The organism is Spirosoma pulveris, from assembly GCF_054781875.1.
The window spans coordinates 708,407-730,678 of the sequence record NZ_BAAGTO010000001.1 but is presented as its reverse complement, the minus strand read 5'-3'; the positions used below and the strand labels follow the sequence as shown (position 1 = coordinate 730,678).

Genomic DNA, 22,272 nt, shown 5'->3' with positions numbered 1-22,272 from the left:
TCGTTTTAACGTACTTTTGTGGCATTAGGCCTGTTAGGGGTGTAAATATGCTTTATTTTTTGTCATTCAACGACAGCAAACAAAGACGTTTGCCGGGCTGTTACCCAATCATCAAGTATGGAAGAAGCAAAAATTTTCGTCAACCCGATTTCTCCGGATAAAGTAGCCGAATCGCCGGGTCTGCTCACCTATGCGCACACAGCGGGCGGGGCCGTAATACGTCCTGAAGATAAGGGTAAAATTACGGGTCGGGCGGTATCGGCCATGCGCGAGCAGACAGACATGCAGTTGAGCCAGCTGTATAAACAAATGCAACTGCTTGCTGAACAGGCCACTGCCATTCGGAACCGGGTCGAAATATCGGAGCGAATTTATTCGGCCCAGATGAGTTTTGAACCCGTAGTGGGTCATACCTATTATTTTTATCAGCGCAAAAATGGAACCGATCTTCTGTCTATGATCGCCCCCAACGAATGGGGCCGTAAATTCCCGTTTGAACGCTGTCTCGCTACGGTCCGCATGATGGCCGACCATACCTGGGATGTGTACTATCACGAAGTTTCATTTAATGAGTGAAAGAGGGAATGAGCGAGAGACGAAGGCCATAGGTTAGCTGTAGATTCTTTCGCTCATTTCCTCTTTCGCCCTTTCACTCTTTTGAATTTATGCAAAGCAACTACCCCTGGGAAACGATCAAAGAGTACCAGGAAATTATCTTCAGCTACTACGACGGCATCGCTAAAATAAGCATCAACCGGCCTCACAAGCGGAATGCCTTTACACCATTGACCGTCACGGAAATGTCGGAAGCCATGGAGCTGGCCCGCCAGGACGAGCGTGTAGGAGTTATCATCCTGACCGGCGAAGGCGGAGAAGCCTTTTGTTCGGGAGGTGATCAATCTGTACGAGGGCATGGTGGTTACGTAGGTACTGATAAAGTACCCCGTTTGAATGTGCTGGATCTGCAAATGCAGATTCGTCGTATACCCAAACCGGTAATCGCTATGGTAGCCGGTTACGCCATTGGTGGCGGGCATGTGCTGCACGTAGTTTGCGACATCAGCATTGCGGCTGAAAACGCCCGTTTTGGACAGACAGGCCCCAAAGTTGGCTCGTTCGACGGTGGGTTTGGTGCATCCTATCTGGCGCGGGTTGTGGGGCAGAAAAAAGCCCGTGAAATCTGGTTTTTATGCGATCAGTACAACGCCCAGGAAGCGCTGGATATGGGCTTGGTCAATAAAGTGGTCCCCCTCGATCAACTGGAAGAAGTAACCATATCCTGGTGCCGCAAGATGCTGGAAAAGAGTCCCCTGGCTCTTCGGATGCTCAAGGCCTCTTTCAACGCTGAACTCGACGGGCAGGCTGGTATTCAGCAACTTGCGGGCGATGCAACGCTGCTTTACTACTTGTCCGAAGAAGCAAAGGAGGGTAAAGACGCTTTTCTGGAAAAACGAAAACCAGATTTCAGTAAATTCCCGAAATTCCCCTGATAAACTGTCGTGCCCAAATTCGGCAGATGAATTGTTGATTGTACAAAAAATAAGCGGAATCCTGAGGGTTCCGCTTATTTTTTGTAGTCGATAGCAGGCTGTCAATTGACTGATGTTGAGTTAGTAACAAAAGTGCTTGTATGTAAATATTATGTAACCTTTCATAGAATAAATACATTAGATATTCCTATATTTACATACTAATATGCCGTAGCTTAAACTTTAAAGATGTTTTTTCGTTTTTTTTTAATTCTTTCCGGGCTAATTGTTCTTCGATTAGCTCAGGCGCAGTCGTATACCGTACGATTTACGCATCTAACAACTGATCAAGGTCTTTCTCAGAATAATGTAACCTGCATTTTACAGGACAAGCGTGGGTTTATGTGGTTTGGTACCCGCGATGGCCTGAATAAATTCGATGGTTATAATTTTACCCTATATCAGAACGATCCTCTGAAATCGTCCAGCCTGAGCAACAGTTATATACACACAATTTTTGAAGATGCCCAGGGGCGCTTATGGGTAGGAACCGACGAGGGTGGGCTAAGCTTATTTGATACGGATACTGAAGTCTTCACTAATTTTCAACACCTACCCGGTGTAAAAAACAGCCTTAGTCATAATAAGGTCATGGCAATAACCCAGGATGCACAAGGGTACTTGTGGGTGGGTACCGCCGGTGGTGGACTGGATCGCTTCGATCCCCGGAAAAAATCGTTTGTGCATTTTACGCATCAATCCAGTAAGCCGGGTAGTCTTAGCGATGATCGTATCAGCTCGCTCTCAATCGATCGTTCCGGAGCACTCTGGGTGGGTACAGATGGGGGAGGATTAGATCGGTTCGACAGGACTTCCAGCCTTTTCACCCACTATCGACATAACCCATCCGATACGCGTTCTCTGAGTCATGATCAGGTGACTACCTGTTTGGAAGATACACAAGGGCGCTTTTGGGTGGGAACAGAGGGGGGAGGATTGAATCGGCTTGACCGCGCAACCGGCCAGTTTACGCGCTATCAGCATCCGTCAGATCATCCGGCTCAACTGCCCCAGAACAACGTAATGGTGCTGGCCGAAGACAGTCACCACACCATCTGGATTGGAACGCAAAACGGAGGTATTGATCTGCTCCATCAGGATGGTTCATTTACGCATTATAGATATAACAAGGATGATGCCGATGGATTAAATAACGGCTCTATTTATGCCATGTGCCGGGATCGGGTGGGCGCCATGTGGATTGGAACCTATTCCGGCGGGGTAAATAGGATTGATGCTCTTCCGCTAAAGTTCAAACTTTATCAACACACCAACGTCAGCACCCACAATTTGACAAACAACAATATACTTGCCATTCGGGAGGACCATCGGGGCGACTTGTGGCTGGGGACTGATGGTGGGGGGATTTGCGTGTTGAAGAAAGGTAAATCTGTTTTTACTGCTTACCAGGATAAAGGTCGAAGTGCCTCTTTATATGGCCGTAATTACGTACTGGCCATTTACGAAGACGCTCACAAGCAAATATGGACGGGTAATTATAAAGGTGGACTCTACCTGTTTAATCGTGTCAGCAACACATTTGAACAGAAAGGTAATTTTAATCAATTGAGTATCAGTGTTATTCTTGAAGCCCGGAATGGCGCGATGTGGCTGGGTACTTTCGAAGATGGCCTTATCCGATACGATAGACAGACGGGGGCCACAACTTGGTATCGGGCTAATCCGGCACAGCCTGGTCAACTTAATTACCATACGATTACAACACTTTGGGAAGATCATACCGGTAATATCTGGGTGGGAACGGAAGGGGGAGGCATCAATGTGTTCCATCCGGACCAGAATAAATTTACCCAGTACCAGTATGAACGTCAGAATCCCAAAAGCCTGAGCAATAATATGGTAACTACCCTGTTTGAGAGTTCAACGGGTCAACTTTGGATAGGTACCAACGGGGGGCTGAACAAATTCGATCCGAAGACGCAGACGTTTACGGCCTACGGTCGGTCGAAAGGGATAGCCAACGACGTGATCCAGGGAATTCTGGAGGACAAAAGCGGCACGTTATGGCTCAGTACGAATAAAGGAATGACGTCCTTTAACCCACAAACATTTGCTGTACGAAACTTCGACTCCAGTGATGGGTTGCAAGAGGGCTCGTTCAATCGGTCATCGATGTTTAAGAGTCGCAGCAGTGGTCAATTCTTTTTTGGGGGACTGAGCGGATTTAATAGTTTCTATCCCGATAGTTTAGCGTATAACCCATTCAGTCCTCCGGTTTATCTCACGGACTTCCAAATTTTCAACAAACCGGTTCGTGTTCAGGATACGGGGTCGCCACTGACGAAGTTGATTGGCGCTACCCGCGATATTACACTCAATTACGACCAGTCGGTGCTGTCGTTCGGGTTTGCTGCCCTGAATTACGCTTTCCCCGACAAAAATCAATACGCCTACAAACTGGAAGGTTTCGACAAAGACTGGACACTGGCAGGTACTAAACGAACGGCAACCTACACAAACCTTGATCCGGGCAACTACGTTTTTCGGGTAAAGGCGTCCAATAACGATGGTGTCTGGAACAATACCGGAACGTTTGTTAATCTGCATATTATCCCTCCCTTCTGGCAAACCTGGTGGTTCAGAGGCTTGCTCCTGATTATCTTTCTGAGTGGTTTATACATAGCCTACCGAATGCGGGTCCATAATATCCGGCTTCAAAAAATAACTCTGCAAAGTCAGGTTCATAAGCGAACCCGCGAAGTAACTCTGCAAAAAATGAAGCTTGAAAAACAGGCCATTCATTTGCAGATATTGAATGAGAAGTTAGAGCAACAGTACGAAAAACTAGCCCAGCAATCGGCGCAGGAACAGCAGGCGCGGCTCGAAGCTGAAACCGCTAATAAGGCTAAAAGTGTGTTTCTTGCTACTATGAGTCATGAAATTCGTACCCCGCTGAATGGCGTGATCGGAATGACATCGCTTTTGGAAGATACGCCCCTGTCTGAAGAACAGCGGGAATACACCCAGACCATTCGTAGCTGTGGCGAAAGTTTGTTGGGCGTGATCAACGATATTCTTGACTTCTCCAAGATTGAATCCGGCAAGATGGAGCTGGAACAACAACCCATCGAATTGCGATCCTGCCTGGAAGAAGTGCTGGATATGTTTGCGGGCAAAGCCGGACAAACCGGTCTCGATCTGATCTATCAGATTGACCAGCAGGTGCCTCCTCAAATTCTGGGCGATAGTCTGCGCCTGCGGCAGATTTTGATAAACCTGGTTGGCAACGCCGTTAAGTTTACGCATGAAGGCGAAGTTATGGTTCACGTCCAGCTCGTTTCTAAACGGCCTGATCAGACGGTGGAGTTAGCCATAACAGTGCGGGATACAGGTATTGGTGTTCCTGCTAATAAACTCGGTCAACTTTTCAAGGCGTTTTCTCAGGTCGATTCGTCTCATACCCGCCAATACGGCGGCACGGGTCTGGGGCTAATCATCAGCCAGCGACTGATTGAACTGATGGGTGGAGACATCCGGGTTGAAAGTGAAGAGGGGACAGGTACCACCTTCCGGTTTACGCTGGTATGCCAGACGGTGGCGCAGCAAAAGCAAGGTCTTGCATATGGGCCGGATAGTCTAATAGCAGGGAAGTCGGTACTACTTGTGGATGATAATCAAACCAGTCTTCAGGTGCTTCGTATGCAACTTGAGCACTGGCATCTACGGCCTGCCCTGGCCGGATCGGGCCGGGAAGCGCTCGCGTTAATGGCTCAACATGGTCCATACGATCTGGTTATTACCGATCAGCAAATGCCGGAAATGGATGGAATTGAACTGGCCGGAAAACTAAAAAGCAATTTCCCCGATGTGCCGGTTATCCTGCTGAGCTGGGTAGGTGATCAACGGCGAAAAGCGCATGCCGATTTGTTCTCCGGAATGATTACCAAGCCCATCCATTACAACCACCTGGGGCAGTCAATTCATCAGGCACTTACACCCCATGTAGGTGCATCTCCGCATCATACCGACCGTTCGCAGTCGGCGTATAAAGCTGATTTTGCCAATCAGTACCCTTTGCAGATACTGATTGCTGAAGATAATCCGATCAATGTAAAGCTTCTGGTTCGGGTGCTCAACAAGCTTGGCTATTCACCAACCGTTGCCAGTAACGGACAGGAAGTACTCTTGCGGTTGCACGAGGGATTTGATTTGATTTTGATGGATATACAAATGCCGGAAATGGATGGACTGGAGGCAACGCGGCTCATACGCGAGCAACCCATTCCGCAACCCTGGATCATTGCCCTGACAGCAGATGCTATGCTGGAAGATCGGGAATTGTGTTTGGCTGCGGGAATGAATGAGTACATGTCAAAACCCCCGGTTCTGACTCAATTGACAAAGTCACTTCAGCAGGTGAGCCTGAAGAGCCGGGAGCGTGATGTAGCCGCCTAGGTAAGTTGGTCAATAGCTGAGGCAGTAACTGTCAACTAAGGGCTGATAACAACGAACCAACTTGCTTATTTTTTTCGTCGGGTATCCTGCCAGATAAGGGTTTCATTCGATCGGGCTGATAAGAAGTCGGTACATTTTCCATCCCCGGAGCCAGCAAACCCTCCCGATGGAAAGCAAAGGATACGGCCATCTTCAGCGAATAATGTACTGGGTATATCGCAGCACCGGGCTGATAGATAGTACACCGTTTGACCATTGTAGGTGTACCGGTAGATGCTAGCCGGGGGATTCCAGACTGGCAGTTTTTCTGTTTGGTTGATCAGGGTCTGAACAAAAGTGGGCAGTACCTGCCGTGGAGGTGCATCCTGCGTGAAGCCTAAAGCCGTTAGAGCGAATAGAGTGAGAAGCTTGAGGTGATCGTTCATTCGGACTGTTGGTAGCCGTTTTATTGGGAAAGGCTGCTTATTACCGGATTCGAATTAGTAACGAACGGTTGCAATGATTGGTAGTCAATGCTCCACTAATAAAATCGTTTTTTTGTGTTTTACCAGTGTATAAATCAGTACCGCCAGACCTGCGACCAACGCAACACCAAACACCAGCAGGAGCGTTACGAACGACTGGATAGCCAACTTGGCCAGTAGAGAAAGACCTGCATAAAATAGGCCCAAATACGCCCAGGCTGACTTTTGCATGAGCGGGTATACCTCTTCGACAAACGTTCGCTGATTCGGTAATACTACTATCCTGAACCGATTCCAGTCCCACACAAGCAGGTATAGGTTTGCCAGAAGCATCAAGAACGTAATAACGGGTGTGCCAGCGAAATAATAGGAAATCGTTATGACGAAGATGTTCACGATAATGGGGAAAAATAGCATTGCTCCCAATGTGCTGAAAAGTTGGGTCATCAATAAAAAACCGGCAATCAATTGTCCCCAGCCAAGAAATTGCCAGTAGAGACCTGATTGGTATAAGGTCTCAAAAAAATGCCATGCATCATGAATTGGGGCATTCGCTCCCGAATCGGTAGTGAAGCGCAGTCCCTGAATTTTAACAATACTGGCAAAAACAAACGCCCCGCCAAGAAGATACCGCAGGAAGATTGTAAAAAGCTGAATACTGGTCAGTTGTTTTAGTTTTGATAAATTCATATGTTTAGGTGGACAGGTGAGTTTGCATAGATAAGTTGAAAATAAGCAAGTAAGAATAAATATGCGTGATGGCTAATTTTTAATTAGATTAAAATACGCAGTTTTAGTGAAGCAGGTGCCAAAACAGTCTGGAAGGTACCTTCTGCTTTTATGTACTGATTAGAATAATATGTATATTGTGAGTTATTAAAAATTGATAAATGATTCTATTTTAGTATCTATTATTGCTATAAAGTTGCTTGTGTCCCGCCGATCGAACCATGCCCATCTTTTTATTCTGTTTACTGCTTATTGGTCTCTGGCCGGGTCAAGCCCTTCAGGCTCAGTCGAAAACAGGGCAGTTTATCTACCTAACCACCCGCGATGGCCTTTCTCAGGACAATGTGACCTGTATCTTACAGGACCGTAGAGGGTTTATGTGGTTTGGTACACAGGATGGGCTAAACAGGTTTGATGGCTATACCTATACCGTATACCGGAATGATTCCCGCAAAGTCAATAGCCTGAGTCATAACTTCATACATACTGTTTTTGAAGATAAACAAGGCAATTTATGGGTAGGTACCGATGATGGCGGTCTCAGTTTGTTTGATGCCAGCACCGAAACCTTTACCAACTACAAACACTTGGCCGGGAAGACGAACAGCCTCAGTCATAACAAGGTGATGGCCATCACCCAGGATGCATATGGGTACCTCTGGGTAGGTACGGCCGGGGGGGGATTGGATCGATTTGATCCGCAACGAAAAACATTTACTCATTTTACCCATCAGGCGGCTAATCCCACCAGCTTAATTGACAATCGAGTCAGTTCTGTTTTCATTGATCAGAGCGGCTTTATCTGGATTGGAACCGATGGCAGCGGTCTGGATCGGCTGGATCCGCGAACGAATTCCTTTACTCATTTTCAGCACGATCCGGCTCTGCCTCACTCCTTAAGCCATAATCGGGTAACCACCTGTCTGGAAGATTCCAAAGGCCACTTTTGGGTAGGTACCGAAGGTGGCGGCTTAAATCTCCTCGACCGAGCCAGGGGGGTCTTTAAACACATCCAGCATTCTACGAAGCAGCCGGGGCAGCTCTCCAATAACGATGTAATGGTGCTGGCCGAGGGCAACGACCATACCTTATGGGTCGGCACCCAAAATGGGGGAATTACGCTCATGCACCCCAACGGTACCTTCTCCTATTACACCTTTCAGGCCGATAATACCGGCGGCCTTAACAATGGCTCTATTTACTCCATGTATCGCGACCCCGTTGGTACGATGTGGGTAGGCACCTATTCGGGCGGTGTTAATAAATTGGACGCCCTCCCGCCAAAATTCAACCTGTACCAACGAAGCCCGCAAAACACAAGTAAGCTGACCCATAATAATATTCTAACGGTTCGGGTCGACCAAGAGGGCGACTTATGGCTGGGTACGGATGGCGGAGGTATAAATATCCTCCAAAAAGGTCAGTCTGTTTTTAAAGCTTACCAATGTATCGGGCAGGATGCTTCGTCAAATCCCCGGAATTTTATCCTCGCCATCTATGAAGACCATCGGAAGCGTATCTGGGCGGGTAGTTTTAAAGGCGGTCTAACCCTATTCAACCGGGAAAAGGACACCTTTGAACCAAAGGGGAATTTTAGCCCATTGAGTGTAAATGTGATTCTGGAAGCCAAAAACGGCATCCTCTGGTTGGGGACCTTCGAAGGGGGCGTCATTCGCTATGACCCTGAAACAAATACCAGTACTCAGTTTGATGCACATCCTGATCAGGCTGGCCAGCTCAGTTACCAGACCATTACTGCCTTGTGGGAGGATCGAAGCGGTAACATCTGGCTGGGCACGGATGGGGGGGGCATTAATGTCCTTGATCCCCGAACGAAGCAGTTTACCCGGTACATGCGGAATGTTAAAAATGCCGGAAGCTTGCCCAATAATCAGGTAAATGCCCTTTTTGAAAGCAAGTCGGGTCAACTCTGGATTGGTACCAATAGCGGCTTAAGTCGATTCAATGCGCGCACCCGAACATTTACCACTTACCGTCAGGAGAACGGGCTGGCTAACGAAGTGATAAAAGGTATCCTTGAAGATAAACAGGGTACCTTATGGTTAAGTACCAATAAAGGACTGAGCTCGTTTAAGCCTGCTACTCAGATCATTCGAAATTATACCGCCAGTGACGGATTGCAGGAAAATTCCTTTAACCGGATGGCTTGTTTTGCGGGAAAGGATGGGCAGTTATATTTCGGGGGCGTAAGCGGCCTCAATAGTTTTAATCCCGACCGCCTGCGCGACAATCCCTTCATTCCACCCGTTTACATTACCGATTTTCAGTTGTTTAACCGGTCGGTTCGAATTGACGACCCGCAGTCTGTTCTAAAGAAGGTTATCAGCGAAACCCGTGATATTACGCTCAACTACGATCAATCGGTACTGTCGTTTGAGTTTGCTGCGTTGAATTATACGCTTTCGGGCAAAAATCAGTACGCTTATAAACTGGAAGGCTTCGATGCCGATTGGATTCCGGCGGGTGTCAAGCGTACAGTGAGCTACACGAACCTAAATCCGGGAGATTATGTGTTCCGGGTCAGGGCTTCCAATAACGACGGGGCGTGGAACAAAGTAGGCACGTTTGTCCGTTTGCACATTATTCCTCCGGTTTGGCAAACAGGTTGGTTTAAAGGCTTGAGTATCTTGTTGATGGTATGTACGCTATACTGCATATACCGGCTACGGGTTCAGCAAATAAAAGCGCAGCAGGTGTATTTGCAGAAGCAGATACGGGAGCGGACCAGCGAGGTGCTGCAACAACGGCAGGAGCTTCAGGATCAGGCTCTTTATGTTGAATTGTTGCAGGCCAAAGTAGACCAGCAGGCAGCTCGTCAGGAGCTTCAGGATAGCGAGCAGCGATTTCGTGAAATGGCCGATAATGTCGATGAGATTTTCTGGATTCGGGATTTGCATGAGCCTCGGTTTCTTTACATGAACCCGGCTTACGAAACGTTTAGCGGCCAGAGTCCACAATCTTTATATGAAGACCCGCTTACGTTTTTGACCTGTATTGTGGAGGAAGATCAAGCTGCGGTATGGGAGTCGTTTTTGAGCCCGGAACCCGAGTTCAGCTTCCGTTTTCGGATTCGCCATCGCGACGGGCGCATTTTCTGGATGCATACCCGGGTGTTTCTGGCCAGGAATCAGGACGGCGTGCCTATCCGCTGGGTCGGGATCGCCACCGATATCACGGTAACCATTGAAAAAGAGCGCATTCTTGAAGAGTCCCTCGAAAAAGAGCGAACGCTGAACCAGTTGAAGTCACAGTTTATCGAAACGGCTTCCCATGAGTTCCGAACGCCCTTAACCGTCATTAATTCGAGTGCGGAACTCATAAGCTTCTACGTCAAACGGTTTGTGCCCGATCCATCTTTAGCCCTTATCACCCGCCACATCGATGTGCTGTTTACCAAGGTGGGCTCGCTCAATATGTTGATCGATGATACGCTCACGTTAAGTAAAATTGATGAGGGAAAAGTCCGGCTACATCTGGAATGGGTCGATCTGGTAGCCCTGAGCCGGGAGTTGATCCAGTCCACCTTTAGCCAGGGTCAGGATAATAGTCAGTCGGTTCTACTCGATGTGCGTGGCTGCCCTGTTGATATACAGGTAGATCAAAATTTGCTTACCCATGTATTAACCAATCTGCTAAGTAATGCACTTAAGTTTTCCAGCACCCCGCCCCGCCTGATTCTTGAGTTTAAGCCTTTGGAAGTAAGGCTGTTGGTTAGTGATAATGGAATAGGGATACCGGCTAACGAACTACGGTATTTGTTCAATAAATTCTTCCGGGCCACCAATGTAAATGCCATTCAGGGAACGGGCCTTGGTCTGGCTATTTGCCGGGAATATGTCAGGCTGCAGGGGGGGCAGATCGAGGTAGAAAGTACAGAAGGGAAAGGGACTACGTTTACCGTCACACTCCCGTTCGCGTAAGTTCAAAGGCCGTTAAGCCGTTACAGACGATGGCTATCCGGTTGTTCATCGGGCTAACTGGGCGGGCCGCTTGCTCAGCTTCGTTATTCCGGGGGGTGTATGTTCAGTAATCTGCGAAATTTTTGTAGTTTTAGCGTGAACACGTTCATCCTCATGTACATACCCTAGCAACTATGGCAACCCGCAGGACATTCTTCCGCCAAACAGCAGCCGCAGCGACCGGTGCGCTCACGCTCCCACAATTTTTACCCGAAACGTTTGCCAACCCGGTCGCCATGGCCGATATCGGGTTGAAGTCGGTCGCTGAGTGGGCGCAGGATGAAGATTTCTGGTCCTGGATAAAGTCAGAATACACCGTGTCCCCTAATCTGCTCAACCTAAACAACGGGGGCGTTTGTCCGCAGCCCAAAGTGGTACAGGATGCGCACATCCGGTTTTATCAGTATTGCAACGAAGCCCCATCCTATTATATGTGGCGGATTCTGGATCAGGGCCGCGAAGCCCTGCGGAGCAAACTGGCCGATTTGGGGGGCTGTTCGGCAGAAGAGATTGCCATCAACCGAAATGCCACCGAAGGATTGAACACGGTCATCTTCGGCTTGAATTTGAAAGCGGGCGATGAAGTCGTGCTCACGAAACAGGACTACCCCAACATGCTCAATGCCTGGAAACAGCGCGAAAAACGGGATGGTATCAAGCTGGTTTACCTCGATCTAAACCTGCCCAGCGAAGACGACGATGCGCTGGCCGAACAGTACATCCGGGCGTTCACACCCCGTACAAAGGTGGTGCATGTTACGCATATGATTAACTGGATCGGGCAGGTGATGCCCGTTCGAAAGATTGCCGATGCTGCCCACAAGCGCGGTATCGAGGTTATTGCCGATGGTGCCCACTCATTTGCGTTATTCGATTTCAAAATTCCCGATCTGGGCTGCGATTACTTTGCGAGCAGTCTGCATAAGTGGCTTTGTGCGCCTTTTGGCAGTGGGATGCTTTATATCAGGCAGAACAAGATTAAGAACGTTTGGGCGCTGCTGTCGAACAACGAACCCGACGGACCAGATATTCGTAAATTCGAAAGTCTGGGAACGCGCTCCTTTGCCTCCGAAATGGCTATTGGAACGGCTGTCGATTTTCATAACAGCATTGGCTCGGCCCGTAAGTTTGCCAGGGCACACTACCTCAAAAATTACTGGATGGAGCGGGTCAAAGACATTCCCGGCGTTAAAATTCATACGTCTTTCAAACCACAATATGCAGGAGCGGTGGCGCTGTTTTCCATCGACGGCATGAAACCCTCCGAAATAGACGGCCAACTGCTGAACCAGTACAAAATACATACGGTGGGGATTGAGTGGGAGAACATTAAAGGCGTACGGGTAACGCCCCATATCTACCATTCTCCTAAAGATTTGGATCGGCTGGTGGCCGCCATTACCGCCATAGCCGACAAGCAGATTGCCGTTAATAAGCAAAAGAAGAGCTAAAAACGTCCCCCTTTCGCGCAACAAAAAACGCTGGCCCCAGAAGAGCCAGCGTTTTTATTTTCTATCCACAACAACATAAACCAAACTTGCATTGGTCTACATTGCCTGTTGAATACGCATAACCGAACACGATTGTGGCAGTTCACAGTTTATCTTCGATTCACTTAGTGAAGTCAGTACAACACGGTCTCCGGAAATGAATAGTTTTGCTTCTATAATCACTTTACGCGTTTAGTCAGTAACTGCCAGAAAAAGTATATGGATCAGGTAAAATGGGGTATAATCGGTTGTGGCGATGTAACCGAAGTGAAAAGTGGGCCTGCTTTCAACAAGGTACCCAATTCTGCATTGGTAGCCGTGATGCGGAGGGATGCCCAAAAAGCGGCCGATTATGCATTTCGGCATAATGTACCCGTCTGGTATAGCGATGCCGACGCCCTCATTAACAACCCCAATGTTAACGCCGTTTACGTTGCTACGCCCCCCGATACCCATGCCGATTACGCCATTCGGGCCATGCGGGCCGGTAAACCAGTTTATGTCGAGAAGCCAATGGCTCTCAATGCCGCCGAATGCGAAGCCATGAACCAGGTAAGTCGGGAGACGGGCGTGCCACTTTTTGTTGCTTTTTATCGGCGGGCGCTGCCGTATTTTTTGAAAGTAAAAGAACTCATCGACCAAAAAGTTATCGGCAACATTCGGTGCGTGACAATTCAGCTGCACCAGCAACCCATCGTCACCGAAGGGCAAACGCAGCCTAACTGGCGTGTCTCGCCCGAGGTATCGGGTGGTGGGCTTTTTCACGATCTGGCATCCCATCAGTTCGATTTTCTGGAGTACGTACTCGGTCCGATCAAAACCGCCGGCGGTTTTGCCCGAAACCAGGCTGGTCTGTATGTCGCCGACGACATAGTAGTGGCAAATTTCGAGTTTGAATCGGGTGTTGTGGGTACCGGAAGCTGGTGTTTTACGGTAAACAAAGAGCAGCGTATGGACCAGACACAACTGATTGGCTCCAGGGGCAAGATCACGTTCTGTTTCTTTGAGAAGTTTATCATCCGTGTCGAAACGGAAACGGGGTTGGACGAATACATGATTCCGTTTCCTGAACATGTTCAGCAACCACTCATCGACTTAGTCGTCAGCGACTTGCGGGGAGTTGGTAAAAGCACAAGTACCGGCGAAACGGCCGCACGAATCAATTATATTCTCGATCAAATTACCGGCCGCTAGGCCGTAGTCACAACCGCAAAGGTTAAGCCGGCGTTAGCCTGGAGCCGGTCAATAAGTTGATGCCCAAACCCGGTGGCTGGTGTATAAAAGCCGCCGGGTTTGTCTGATTTCGCCAGATCCTGTGCCAGGCAAAGCCCCGCCTGAGCGATCATTTTTGCCGTTGAGCCGTACCCAGGGTCACGGTCGCCGGAAACGCGTATCTGTATCGTCTTCCCGGATTCGGTTTTTCCGTATACGTCATGCACGAAAAAGCCCGTACGCTGGGCTTCCGGGCTGGGTCCTTCGCCCGGCTTGGGCAGGAATCGGCCGATTAGTGATCGGAGTGGGCGGGTAGCTACGGCCAGCATGAAGCCCCCAATGCCTGCCGTGACGGCTGTAGAAGCTAAAAAGCCAACGACACCTTTTCCCACCAGCATGGCTTCGTTGTACGTAAAATCCTTATGATAGTGCAGCAAGGCGTTGGATCGCTGAACGACCCGTTCATTAACGGCCGCCATGATAAAAGGAGCCATCCAGCACCTTGCATTCACATCGTATTTCACCGATAAAACGGGCTGCTGTCTGGGGCGTTTGTAATCGACTGGCGGACAGATCGAGTAGGGGTTAGCCAACTCTTTGCGCAGGTCCGCATCTGAAGAAGCCTCTTTAACCAGATTGAGAACACTGGCAATGGTGCCACCCGATGCCCCCCCTTTGGCAGCTTTCACGCGCATTGTCACCGTAGCGCAGGTTGTACCGAAGCGAGCTTTCGACTGTTGTTGCAGGTAGTAAACGCCCATATCGGACGGGATTGAGTCGTAGCCGCAACAGTGTACGATGCGGGCACCCGTTTGCTGAGCAAGGGCTTCGTATCGACCGATCATCTGTTTTACCCAATGCACCTCACCGGTCAGGTCGCAATAGTCCGTACCCGTTTCGGCACAGGCTTTTACCAGTGGCTCACCGTATAACGCATAAGGCCCAACTGTCGATAAGACGACCTTCGTTTGTCTGCACAACCCGGAAAGTGCTTCGGCCGACTGCGCGTCCGCTACCATAAAAGGCAGTGTGGATGCCATCTCGCCCAGGGACTTTCTTACCGCCAGAAGTTTTGTTTCCGACCGGCCCGCAATGGCCCAATTTACGGAGCCATCAACACCGTAGTGCTCGAACAGGTAACGCGTAATGATCTGGCCTACAAAACTGGTAGCACCATAAACGATAATGTCGAACATAAGGATAGGGTATAGTTTTGGCTGATGCGAGAATGAGATGCAAGGTATTGCGTCTCAGCGTGAAAATATTTTACATACAAATACTGTATTAATAAAAGTATATTACATACATTTAGTGAATTAATGAGATTTACTACAAATAAAGTAAGCCCATGAAGGGAACAAACCTGGGAGAATTTGAAGAACTGGTGCTGCTTACCATTGCGGCTTTAGTCAACGATGCGTATAGCGTGGCTGTTTGTGATGAACTGGAAAAGCACACGGGGCGGGCGGCAAAGCTGGGCGTTGTTCATGCCGTTTTGAATCGACTGGAAGAAAAGGGGCTGGTAAAAAGCCGGATGGGAGAGGCAACGAACGCCCGTGGGGGCAAACGCAAGCGTTATTACGAAGTAACACATGCCGGAAAAGTAGCACTAACCCACGCCAAAGACGTGCGGGAATCCCTCTGGCGGATTATTCCTGGTTTTAACCTGGAGGGTTCGATATGAAACGATCCACCAGCCAGAACGATGACGTGAAAAACCAGCCGGAATCCGTGCAGCCGCCCCGCTGGGCACAACGGCTGCTCAACTGGTATTGCCGCCCCGACTTATTGGAAGACCTTCAGGGCGATCTGAATGAATACTTTGACCGGAATGTGCTGGCTAAAGGAGCCAAACAGGCCCGGCTGATCTACTGCCTTGATGTGCTGAAATTCTTCAGACTGTATACCATTCGCAAACCCGATTTCATAAACCTCTTTGTTCACTGGATCATGATTGGCAGCTATCTCAAAACCTCCCGGCGCAGTTTGGTACGCAACAAGTTATTTTCGTTCATCAATATTTTCGGGCTGGCCGTAAGCATGTCTGTGGGCCTGCTGGTCATTGCTTTTTTGACGGATTTGCTCACGTATGATGATTTTCAGGTTAATAAATATCGGACTTTTCGAGTTGTCACCAACGATCAATCGGTGGGTCAGCCTGAGATGAACTTCGCATCCACATCGATAAAAGCGGGGAAAAAGATTCGGGAGACCATCGGTGGTATTGAACAAAGTACGTTGATTCGGCGGGAGTTCTCGGGCGATGCGCAGATAAATGCCGAAACAAAAGTGCCCATGACAGCCCTATGGGCCGATCAATCCTTCTTTAAGGTATTTACGTTTCCTTTGCTCCAGGGCGACCCGGCTACAGCACTGAAAGAACCCTATTCACTGGTTTTGACCGAAAAGACGGCTAAGAAATTATTTGGTGATGTCAATGCACTCGGTAAGTCGCTTCGGTTTGATACCCTCACGTATACGATTACCGGAATCGCAAAAGATGTTCCCAAGCTGTCGCACCTTCGTTTTGAAGCCCTGGTTTCCTTTACGACGCTTGAATCGATAAAATCGGATATGGATGGTGAACTCGCCAGTTGGGAGAATATATACACGAACTACGTTTATCTGGTTCTTCCTGAAAATGTAAACCAACAAACCATTCAGGGCAATCTGGATCGGTTAAGTGCTTCTGAAAATGTGTTGCTGAAAAACCGAAAAATAACGCTCTCGCTACAGCCTCTCTCTAAAATTGCGATAGGAACGCATTATGCAAACGAGATTGGCCCCAGTATTCCGCCAGTAGTTGCCTGGATTCTGGCTGGCCTGGCTTTTGTGATTATTCTTTCTGCCTGCTTCAACTACACCAATCTTTCCATTGCCCGTTCGTTAAGGCGCTCGCGTGAAGTAGGTATTCGTAAAATCATCGGTGCCCTCAAGAGTCATGTGCTGGGGCAGTTTCTGGCTGAGTCGGTGATCATCGCGTTGATGGCCCTTATGCTGTCAGTAGGTTTGTTTCTGATACTGCGTACGCAGTTCATGGCCCTCAATCCATTTATAGAAAATATGGTTTCCCTTGACTTGTCGGGTCGGCTAATTCTCTATTTTTTGGCGCTGGCGACAGCCGTTGGCCTTGCTGCTGGTTTCCTGCCCGCTTTGTTCTTCGCCCGGATCAACGCACTTCAGGTGCTTCGGGATGCGTCTTCCATTAAAGTATTCCGGCGGGTTAGCCTAAGAAAGGCATTGATCATTATTCAGTACACGATCTCGCTACTCTTCATTTCCACCACCCTGATCGGTTACAAGCAATACCGGAGTTTCATTTCGCTTGATTTAGGTTTTACCACCGAGAATATTTTAAACATCCGGATGCAGGGAAATAACAGCACCCTTCTTAAAAAGGAACTAAGCGAAATACCGGCGGTGAAAGATATAGCCAGGTCGCACATTGTGACCAGCCTGGGCAGTTTGTCGGGTTCCACGATGAAGTACAAAGACATGCAGGATTCAGCCAGGGTTTGGCTCAACTTCGTCGATGCACAACACCTGCCGCTGCACCAGCACAAGTTGATAGCAGGTAAAAACTTTACGACTCGACCCGTTGAAGGCGCTGAAACCGAAATTATTGTCAATGAGCAACTCCTTAAACGATTCAATATCGCCCATCGTAACCCGGTCAACGCACTGGGTGAAATGGTGACGACCGATGGTCGGAAATTAGCAATTGTGGGTGTCGTAAAAGATTTTCATTATGGCACTGTGGAGAATAAAATAGAGCCCATGGCCTTTCGCTATTATTCCAATGAGAACAGAGGGTATCTGAATGTAAAAATTTCGACTACCGACATACCCGGTACCTTGGCCAGTATTGACAATGCCTGGCGGAAGATCGATAAAGTTCATCCGCTCGATGCTACCTTTTACGATGACCAGATTGAACATGCCTATAGTCAATATTCGATGATGCTCAAGGTAATTGGCTTCATCGCTTTCCTGGCCATCTGTATCTCATCGCTGGGTTTATTCGGTATGGTCGTATTCACAGCCGAAACCCGGCTAAAGGAAATCAGCATTCGCAAAGTATTGGGTGCCAGTGAAGGAGGTTTGATCTATTTATTGAGTCGGGGGTTTTTAGGACTTCTGGCAGTGGCCGCCCTGATCGCCCTGCCGGTCACTTACTTCTTTTTTGACAAAGTCATTCTGGTCAATTTCGCCTATCACCAACCCATTGGCTTAAGCGAGCTTCTCCTCAGCGCATTTATTGTTATGCTGCTGGCTCTCTTCCTGATTGGTTCACAAACCCTGAAAGCCGCCCGAAAGAATCCCGCGCACGTGCTGAAGAGCGAGTAGAAGATGAGGCTGGTAAAGATTGTACTTGAGAGGCAAGTTTTTGAACGGGAAAGTTGACGGACTTAAGTACAGTACTAATTGACGTAAGTAATGGATTTTGAGGTATGACTTTCAGCTATCTCGTGCCGACTCGGTAATTATTCACGTTAATTAGTACTGTGGATCATATTTAGATGATCGAAACCACACTCCCAACGCTGCTAACCAACCTGCAATTAGCCAGATACCTACTGGCAAGCCGAACATAATGGCCAGCAGTCCGCCAATAAAACCGGCCAGCACACCGGAAAGCCAGCGTTCAGGATCAATGGTTTGTGGATAGGCGAGGACATGCAACAGCAGAATCCAGCCCCAGCCCGTTAGCCAGAGCCAAATGACATAATCCAGCCGGATCTCGGTGGGGCAGTTGCGCAGGAGAACAAGTAGCTCGGGCATCCAGATCAGTCCATACATAAGTGTATACCGGCTGAGACGCTGTAAACGGGAAAAGGGCAGGTTTTGTAACAAAAGCAGGTATTTGCGTTCGAACGCACTCACCTGACTGCCCACTTGTGAATGGCCCAGTACAGCCAGCAAAAGTCCAATCAGAAGCAAACGCTGGTCGTAGTCATCCGTGGGGTAGAGCCGACAAACACCCACCAGCAACAGACACGAAAACGCTTTGGTCAGCACCAGCGATAGGGGTTCATGACGCAGCCAATAGGTCGGGAAAAACAGCTCGTACCGCAATGGAATGGAAACCTGCGGGAGCCGGAGGCTACTGGGATTAGGATGCCTCAGCCGATAGTCGGCCAGCGCAACGCCCGTAACAGTCAGGCCCGACAAAACAAGAACAATCGCAATTAGGGAATCCCACCGCTGATAGACACTGGCAATCTGAATCATCCACCCACCATAAGCAATGATGGGTAAAAGCAGACTTACCTGAATAATCAGCCATAGTAACCATCTGGTCAATGAGGGGATGAGCCAGAAAGTTTGCAAAAACAAGTGCTCGGGGACCGTTAATTCCTGCTGGATAAATGATACGGTTTTGAGGAGGTACAGACCCCACAAAACAAAAACGATGCCCAGCAGTAAAGATGAACCAAGGGCCGCCGTAATCAACGCCTTATGCTCCACGGCACTTAAAAAACCAAAAGCAAGCAGAAGGATGACCAGAAACGTACCCGCGTTTCGGGCATAAAAGGCACGTACAAAGACCCGGTTTAATACGATTAGCATAGCCAGGCTTAAGTTGTAGGGACAATAATACCATTGCCAACCTGCCAGGTACTCGTTAAGGGTAGTTCGGTCAGGCTAATGTCCTGATGCGAGGTAAGCAGGAACGAAACGTTTTGATCGGTGCGGAGTTGCCGGATATACTCGAACAGTTTATCGGCGGTGGCCACGTCCAGGGTTGTGAGAGGCTCATCCAGAAGCACCAGACTAGGGGTGCCCAGAAACGCCAGGAGTAGGGATAATTTCTTGAGCATTCCGCTCGAAAACTCGCCGGTTGGCTGTGTCCAGAATGTATCGACTCCCAGCAGTTTCGACAGCGATTCAATTTGTCCGGCGGGTGCTTTCTTCGCTTTTCCCACAAATCCAGACAGGTCGCGGGCGGTCAGAAAGGTAGGATAAACGGGCTCAGCTTCGGCATAGTTGACCCGCATCCGGTAAGCTACCGGGTCACGGGTAATGTCAAATTTACCTTCGAGTTCAATTTTTCCGGAGAAAGGCAGCAGCCCGGCTACCGTTCGAAAAAACGTCGTTTTACCTGACCCATTCCCACCCCGGAAATAATGGAAGCCAGGCGGCAAATGCAATTCGGGCACCGTCAGCACGGGTTGACCGCTGTAGGCTTTGGTGAAGTTGGTGACGGTTAACAAGACTTTTTGTAATGTGTTGTGAAGAATGTATAATGGATAATTAAGAATATAAATCACTATCCTTCACTCTCCATTATACATTGTCCTTTATAAATTACCATTTCACCCGTAACCGAACGCCACCAACGCCATTTCGGGCGGGGGCTGCGTTGTAGTACCGGTTACCAACGGCGTTGAGGTCATAGCCCAACGAATAGGTTCGGTCAAGCAGATTATCGCCACTGGCGTACACATCGATCGTCCAGTTTTTACCAAGCGAATGCCGGAATCCCAGGGTGGCCTGAAGCAGCTGTGTGGGGTCGGCAAGGACAGTATTGGCATCGTTGAGGTAGAAAGGCGACAGAAACTGGTACGTAACGTGTGCATAGATGCCCAGTTTTGTCTCCGCGTCGAAACCCGTTACGTTCGTTGTCGGCGCTACGCCCGGAACCTTGTTGTTGGATAGATCCGCCGTACCCTGCTTATAATCGCGGAACCGGTATTCGGTGAGGGTGAGGCTGTTCCAGAGCCTTACCACCGAGAAAAACGCAGCTGGCGACAGGTAATAGGCGGGGGAGAAAAAATCGTAACTCAGCTGAGCTTCCAGCCCTCGCTGATCGGTGCGACCCGCATTGACGAAGTACTCGGCACCGGCGGCATCCGACCGCCTGACAATCGTTTCGGTTAGTCGGAACTGATAAGCTGCTATGTCGAACCGTAACCGGCTTCGGAAAGCCGACCCGCGTAAGCCCACCTCATAACTCGTTCCCCGTTCGGCATTGAGCGTTGTGTTAAAGCCACCCGCCGAAGGCCGTACTTCCTGCGTCGATGGGGCCGAATAGCCGGTACTGATGCTCGCAAAAGCCGAAACGTTCTGGCCGAAGGTGCGCAGTAACGCAACGCGTGGCAACCATACGGGCGTGAAGTTCCGGGTTAATGGAATAGCCGGAGCACCACCAGCCGCCCGCGTTGAAAAACGGGTGAAGCCATAGCGAATGTCATTTCGGCTCAAACCGGCCGTTAGCCGGAAACGAGCGGGCAACTCCGTTTCGGTTTGCAGGAAAACCGTCGACTGCCGGGCAATGAGTTCTTCATCGGTTTGAATCGTATCGGCAATGCCGCCCCGGTTCCCGAAATTCCGGTCGACGGTGAAGTTGCGCAGGTATTCGGCGCCTACTGTCACGACGGTTGGAAGTGGTCCGTTCGGGAAGCGTATCTGGGTAATGGTTCGACCGCCAAGCCCCTGATCGGTGCGTTTCTCATAGTTGGTGATGAATGGGTTCGCAAAGTCGGTGGTAGAGCCATAAATAACCGTAGTGTTCTGAATCCGGTCATTCCAGCGGTATTCGTGCGAAAAGCCCAGGTAACCCACTTTCTGATAGATACCTGCCTGTTGGGCGGCACTGCTGGGTAAGGTGGCAGTGGCAAAACGGGAAGCGCGGGGGTTAGCGCGGAACTGAGCCTCGTTTAGTCCACCCGGTGTCTGATAATGCAGGTCGGAGTATAGGGCCAGCACCGAAATGGTTCGTTTGGGGCTGACGTTAAACGAGCCCACCAGACTCAGGTTATCCCGCACCACGGCGCTCTGGTCGCGATAGCCGTCGGATTGTAAATGGTTATAGTTGAGCGAAATGGCCGAGTTGTTTTTGCCGGTCTGTACCGAAATGCCATTGCCGTACAGGCCGTAGCTGCCGCCCAGGGCTGATACTTCCACACTGGTTTGACCCGCCGGTACGCCTAAGCCGCTGAACAGAATGGTGCCTCCGGTTCCGGCTCCGTATAAACTGCCGGACGGTCCTTTGATGACCTCAATACGCCCCAGTGCCCGCACATCCAGTGCGTTGAGGGGTGTGTTACCGCCCGCATCGGTAAGCGGTAGCTCATTCCAGTAGGCTTTGATATTCCGAACCCCAAACGGCGACCGGATGGCACTTCCCCGAATAGCCAGCCGGTAACTCCCCGGCGATCGCTCATCAGCCCGAACACCCGGTAAGGTGTTCAGGGCCGGTACCAGCGTAGGCGTGCCGAAACGTTGGTTCAGATCACGGCGCGACAGGAGCCCGATCGAAGCCGGTGTTTCCAGCAATCGACGGTTGGAGGCATACCCCCGCACAACTACCTCGTTTAACTGAAGGGTATCTTCCAGTGAGGGCGTTGACGTCTGGGCGAAAACGGATTGAATACAAACTTGGAAACAAAACAGGAGTAGTCTTTTTTTCATTACCGGGCAAAGGTTGCAGCACAGATAACAGGTTGGA

Annotated in this window: 14 protein-coding genes; 8 read left to right on the top strand and 6 right to left on the bottom strand. The window is 49.4% G+C overall.

Features of this window, described 5'->3' with window-relative positions; all coding sequences use genetic code 11:
* The first annotated feature begins 117 nt into the window (after window positions 1–117).
* From ACYVJM_RS02930 to ACYVJM_RS02920, 3 genes are all read left to right on the top strand, one after another.
* The gene (locus tag ACYVJM_RS02930) at window positions 118–576 is read left to right on the top strand and encodes a DUF2452 domain-containing protein (RefSeq protein WP_461146705.1); all 459 of its coding nucleotides are present in this window, start codon (window positions 118–120) and stop codon (window positions 574–576) included.
* A gap of 89 nt (window positions 577–665) precedes the next feature.
* The gene (menB, locus tag ACYVJM_RS02925; protein WP_461146704.1) at window positions 666–1,490 is read left to right on the top strand and encodes a 1,4-dihydroxy-2-naphthoyl-CoA synthase; all 825 of its coding nucleotides are present in this window, start codon (window positions 666–668) and stop codon (window positions 1,488–1,490) included.
* 228 nt (window positions 1,491–1,718) lie between these two features.
* Window positions 1,719–5,945, top strand: a complete 4,227-nt coding sequence (locus ACYVJM_RS02920) for a hybrid sensor histidine kinase/response regulator (protein ID WP_461146703.1) — start codon at window positions 1,719–1,721, stop codon at window positions 5,943–5,945.
* Window positions 5,946–6,010: 65 nt separating this feature from the next.
* On the opposite strand, the gene ACYVJM_RS02915 is transcribed toward ACYVJM_RS02920, so the two are convergent.
* Both ACYVJM_RS02915 and ACYVJM_RS02910 read right to left on the bottom strand, forming a co-directional pair.
* Window positions 6,011–6,370, bottom strand: a complete 360-nt coding sequence (locus ACYVJM_RS02915; protein ID WP_461146702.1) for a DUF6970 domain-containing protein — start codon at window positions 6,368–6,370, stop codon at window positions 6,011–6,013.
* A gap of 84 nt (window positions 6,371–6,454) precedes the next feature.
* Window positions 6,455–7,099 (bottom strand): hypothetical protein, encoded by a 645-nt coding sequence (locus ACYVJM_RS02910; RefSeq protein ID WP_461146701.1) that lies wholly within the window; start codon window positions 7,097–7,099, stop codon window positions 6,455–6,457.
* 260 nt (window positions 7,100–7,359) lie between these two features.
* Between ACYVJM_RS02910 and ACYVJM_RS02905 the strand changes: the two genes are divergently transcribed.
* The 3 genes from ACYVJM_RS02905 (at window position 7,360) to ACYVJM_RS02895 (ending at window position 13,802) form a co-directional block, all read left to right on the top strand.
* Entirely contained in the window at window positions 7,360–11,079 is a 3,720-nt protein-coding gene (locus tag ACYVJM_RS02905; protein WP_461146700.1) for a sensor histidine kinase, read from the top strand.
* A 173-nt stretch (window positions 11,080–11,252) separates the two neighbouring features.
* Complete coding sequence (locus ACYVJM_RS02900; RefSeq protein ID WP_461146699.1) at window positions 11,253–12,569, top strand: aminotransferase class V-fold PLP-dependent enzyme; 1,317 nt, start codon at window positions 11,253–11,255, stop codon at window positions 12,567–12,569.
* Window positions 12,570–12,827: 258 nt separating this feature from the next.
* Window positions 12,828–13,802: a Gfo/Idh/MocA family protein gene (locus ACYVJM_RS02895; RefSeq protein ID WP_461146698.1), complete on the top strand. Its 975-nt coding sequence runs from the start codon at window positions 12,828–12,830 to the stop codon at window positions 13,800–13,802.
* Here ACYVJM_RS02895 and ACYVJM_RS02890 read toward each other — a convergent pair.
* The gene (locus ACYVJM_RS02890; RefSeq protein ID WP_461146697.1) at window positions 13,799–15,016 is read right to left on the bottom strand and encodes a saccharopine dehydrogenase family protein; all 1,218 of its coding nucleotides are present in this window, start codon (window positions 15,014–15,016) and stop codon (window positions 13,799–13,801) included. The genes ACYVJM_RS02895 and ACYVJM_RS02890 overlap by 4 nt on opposite strands.
* Window positions 15,017–15,168: 152 nt before the next feature.
* Here ACYVJM_RS02890 and ACYVJM_RS02885 point away from each other — a divergent pair, with 152 nt between their 5' ends.
* Window positions 15,169–15,504 (top strand): PadR family transcriptional regulator, encoded by a 336-nt coding sequence (locus ACYVJM_RS02885; RefSeq protein ID WP_461146696.1) that lies wholly within the window; start codon window positions 15,169–15,171, stop codon window positions 15,502–15,504.
* A complete protein-coding gene (locus ACYVJM_RS02880) occupies window positions 15,501–18,167 on the top strand; it encodes an ABC transporter permease (protein ID WP_461146695.1) in 2,667 nt (888 codons plus the stop codon). The genes ACYVJM_RS02885 and ACYVJM_RS02880 overlap by 4 nt, the downstream gene beginning before the upstream one ends.
* 150 nt (window positions 18,168–18,317) lie before the next feature.
* Here the strand turns inward: ACYVJM_RS02880 and ACYVJM_RS02875 are convergent, their stop codons facing one another.
* The 3 genes from ACYVJM_RS02875 to ACYVJM_RS02865 form a co-directional block, all read right to left on the bottom strand.
* Window positions 18,318–19,391 carry a hypothetical protein gene (locus ACYVJM_RS02875; protein WP_461146694.1) on the bottom strand — a complete coding sequence of 358 codons (1,074 nt, stop codon included), beginning with the start codon at window positions 19,389–19,391 and terminating at the stop codon, window positions 18,318–18,320.
* Between the two features lie 8 nt (window positions 19,392–19,399).
* Entirely contained in the window at window positions 19,400–20,035 is a 636-nt protein-coding gene (locus tag ACYVJM_RS02870) for an ABC transporter ATP-binding protein (protein WP_461146693.1), read from the bottom strand.
* A gap of 94 nt (window positions 20,036–20,129) precedes the next feature.
* Window positions 20,130–22,235 carry a TonB-dependent receptor gene (locus ACYVJM_RS02865; RefSeq protein ID WP_461146692.1) on the bottom strand — a complete coding sequence of 702 codons (2,106 nt, stop codon included), beginning with the start codon at window positions 22,233–22,235 and terminating at the stop codon, window positions 20,130–20,132.
* Window positions 22,236–22,272: the final 37 nt, after the last annotated feature.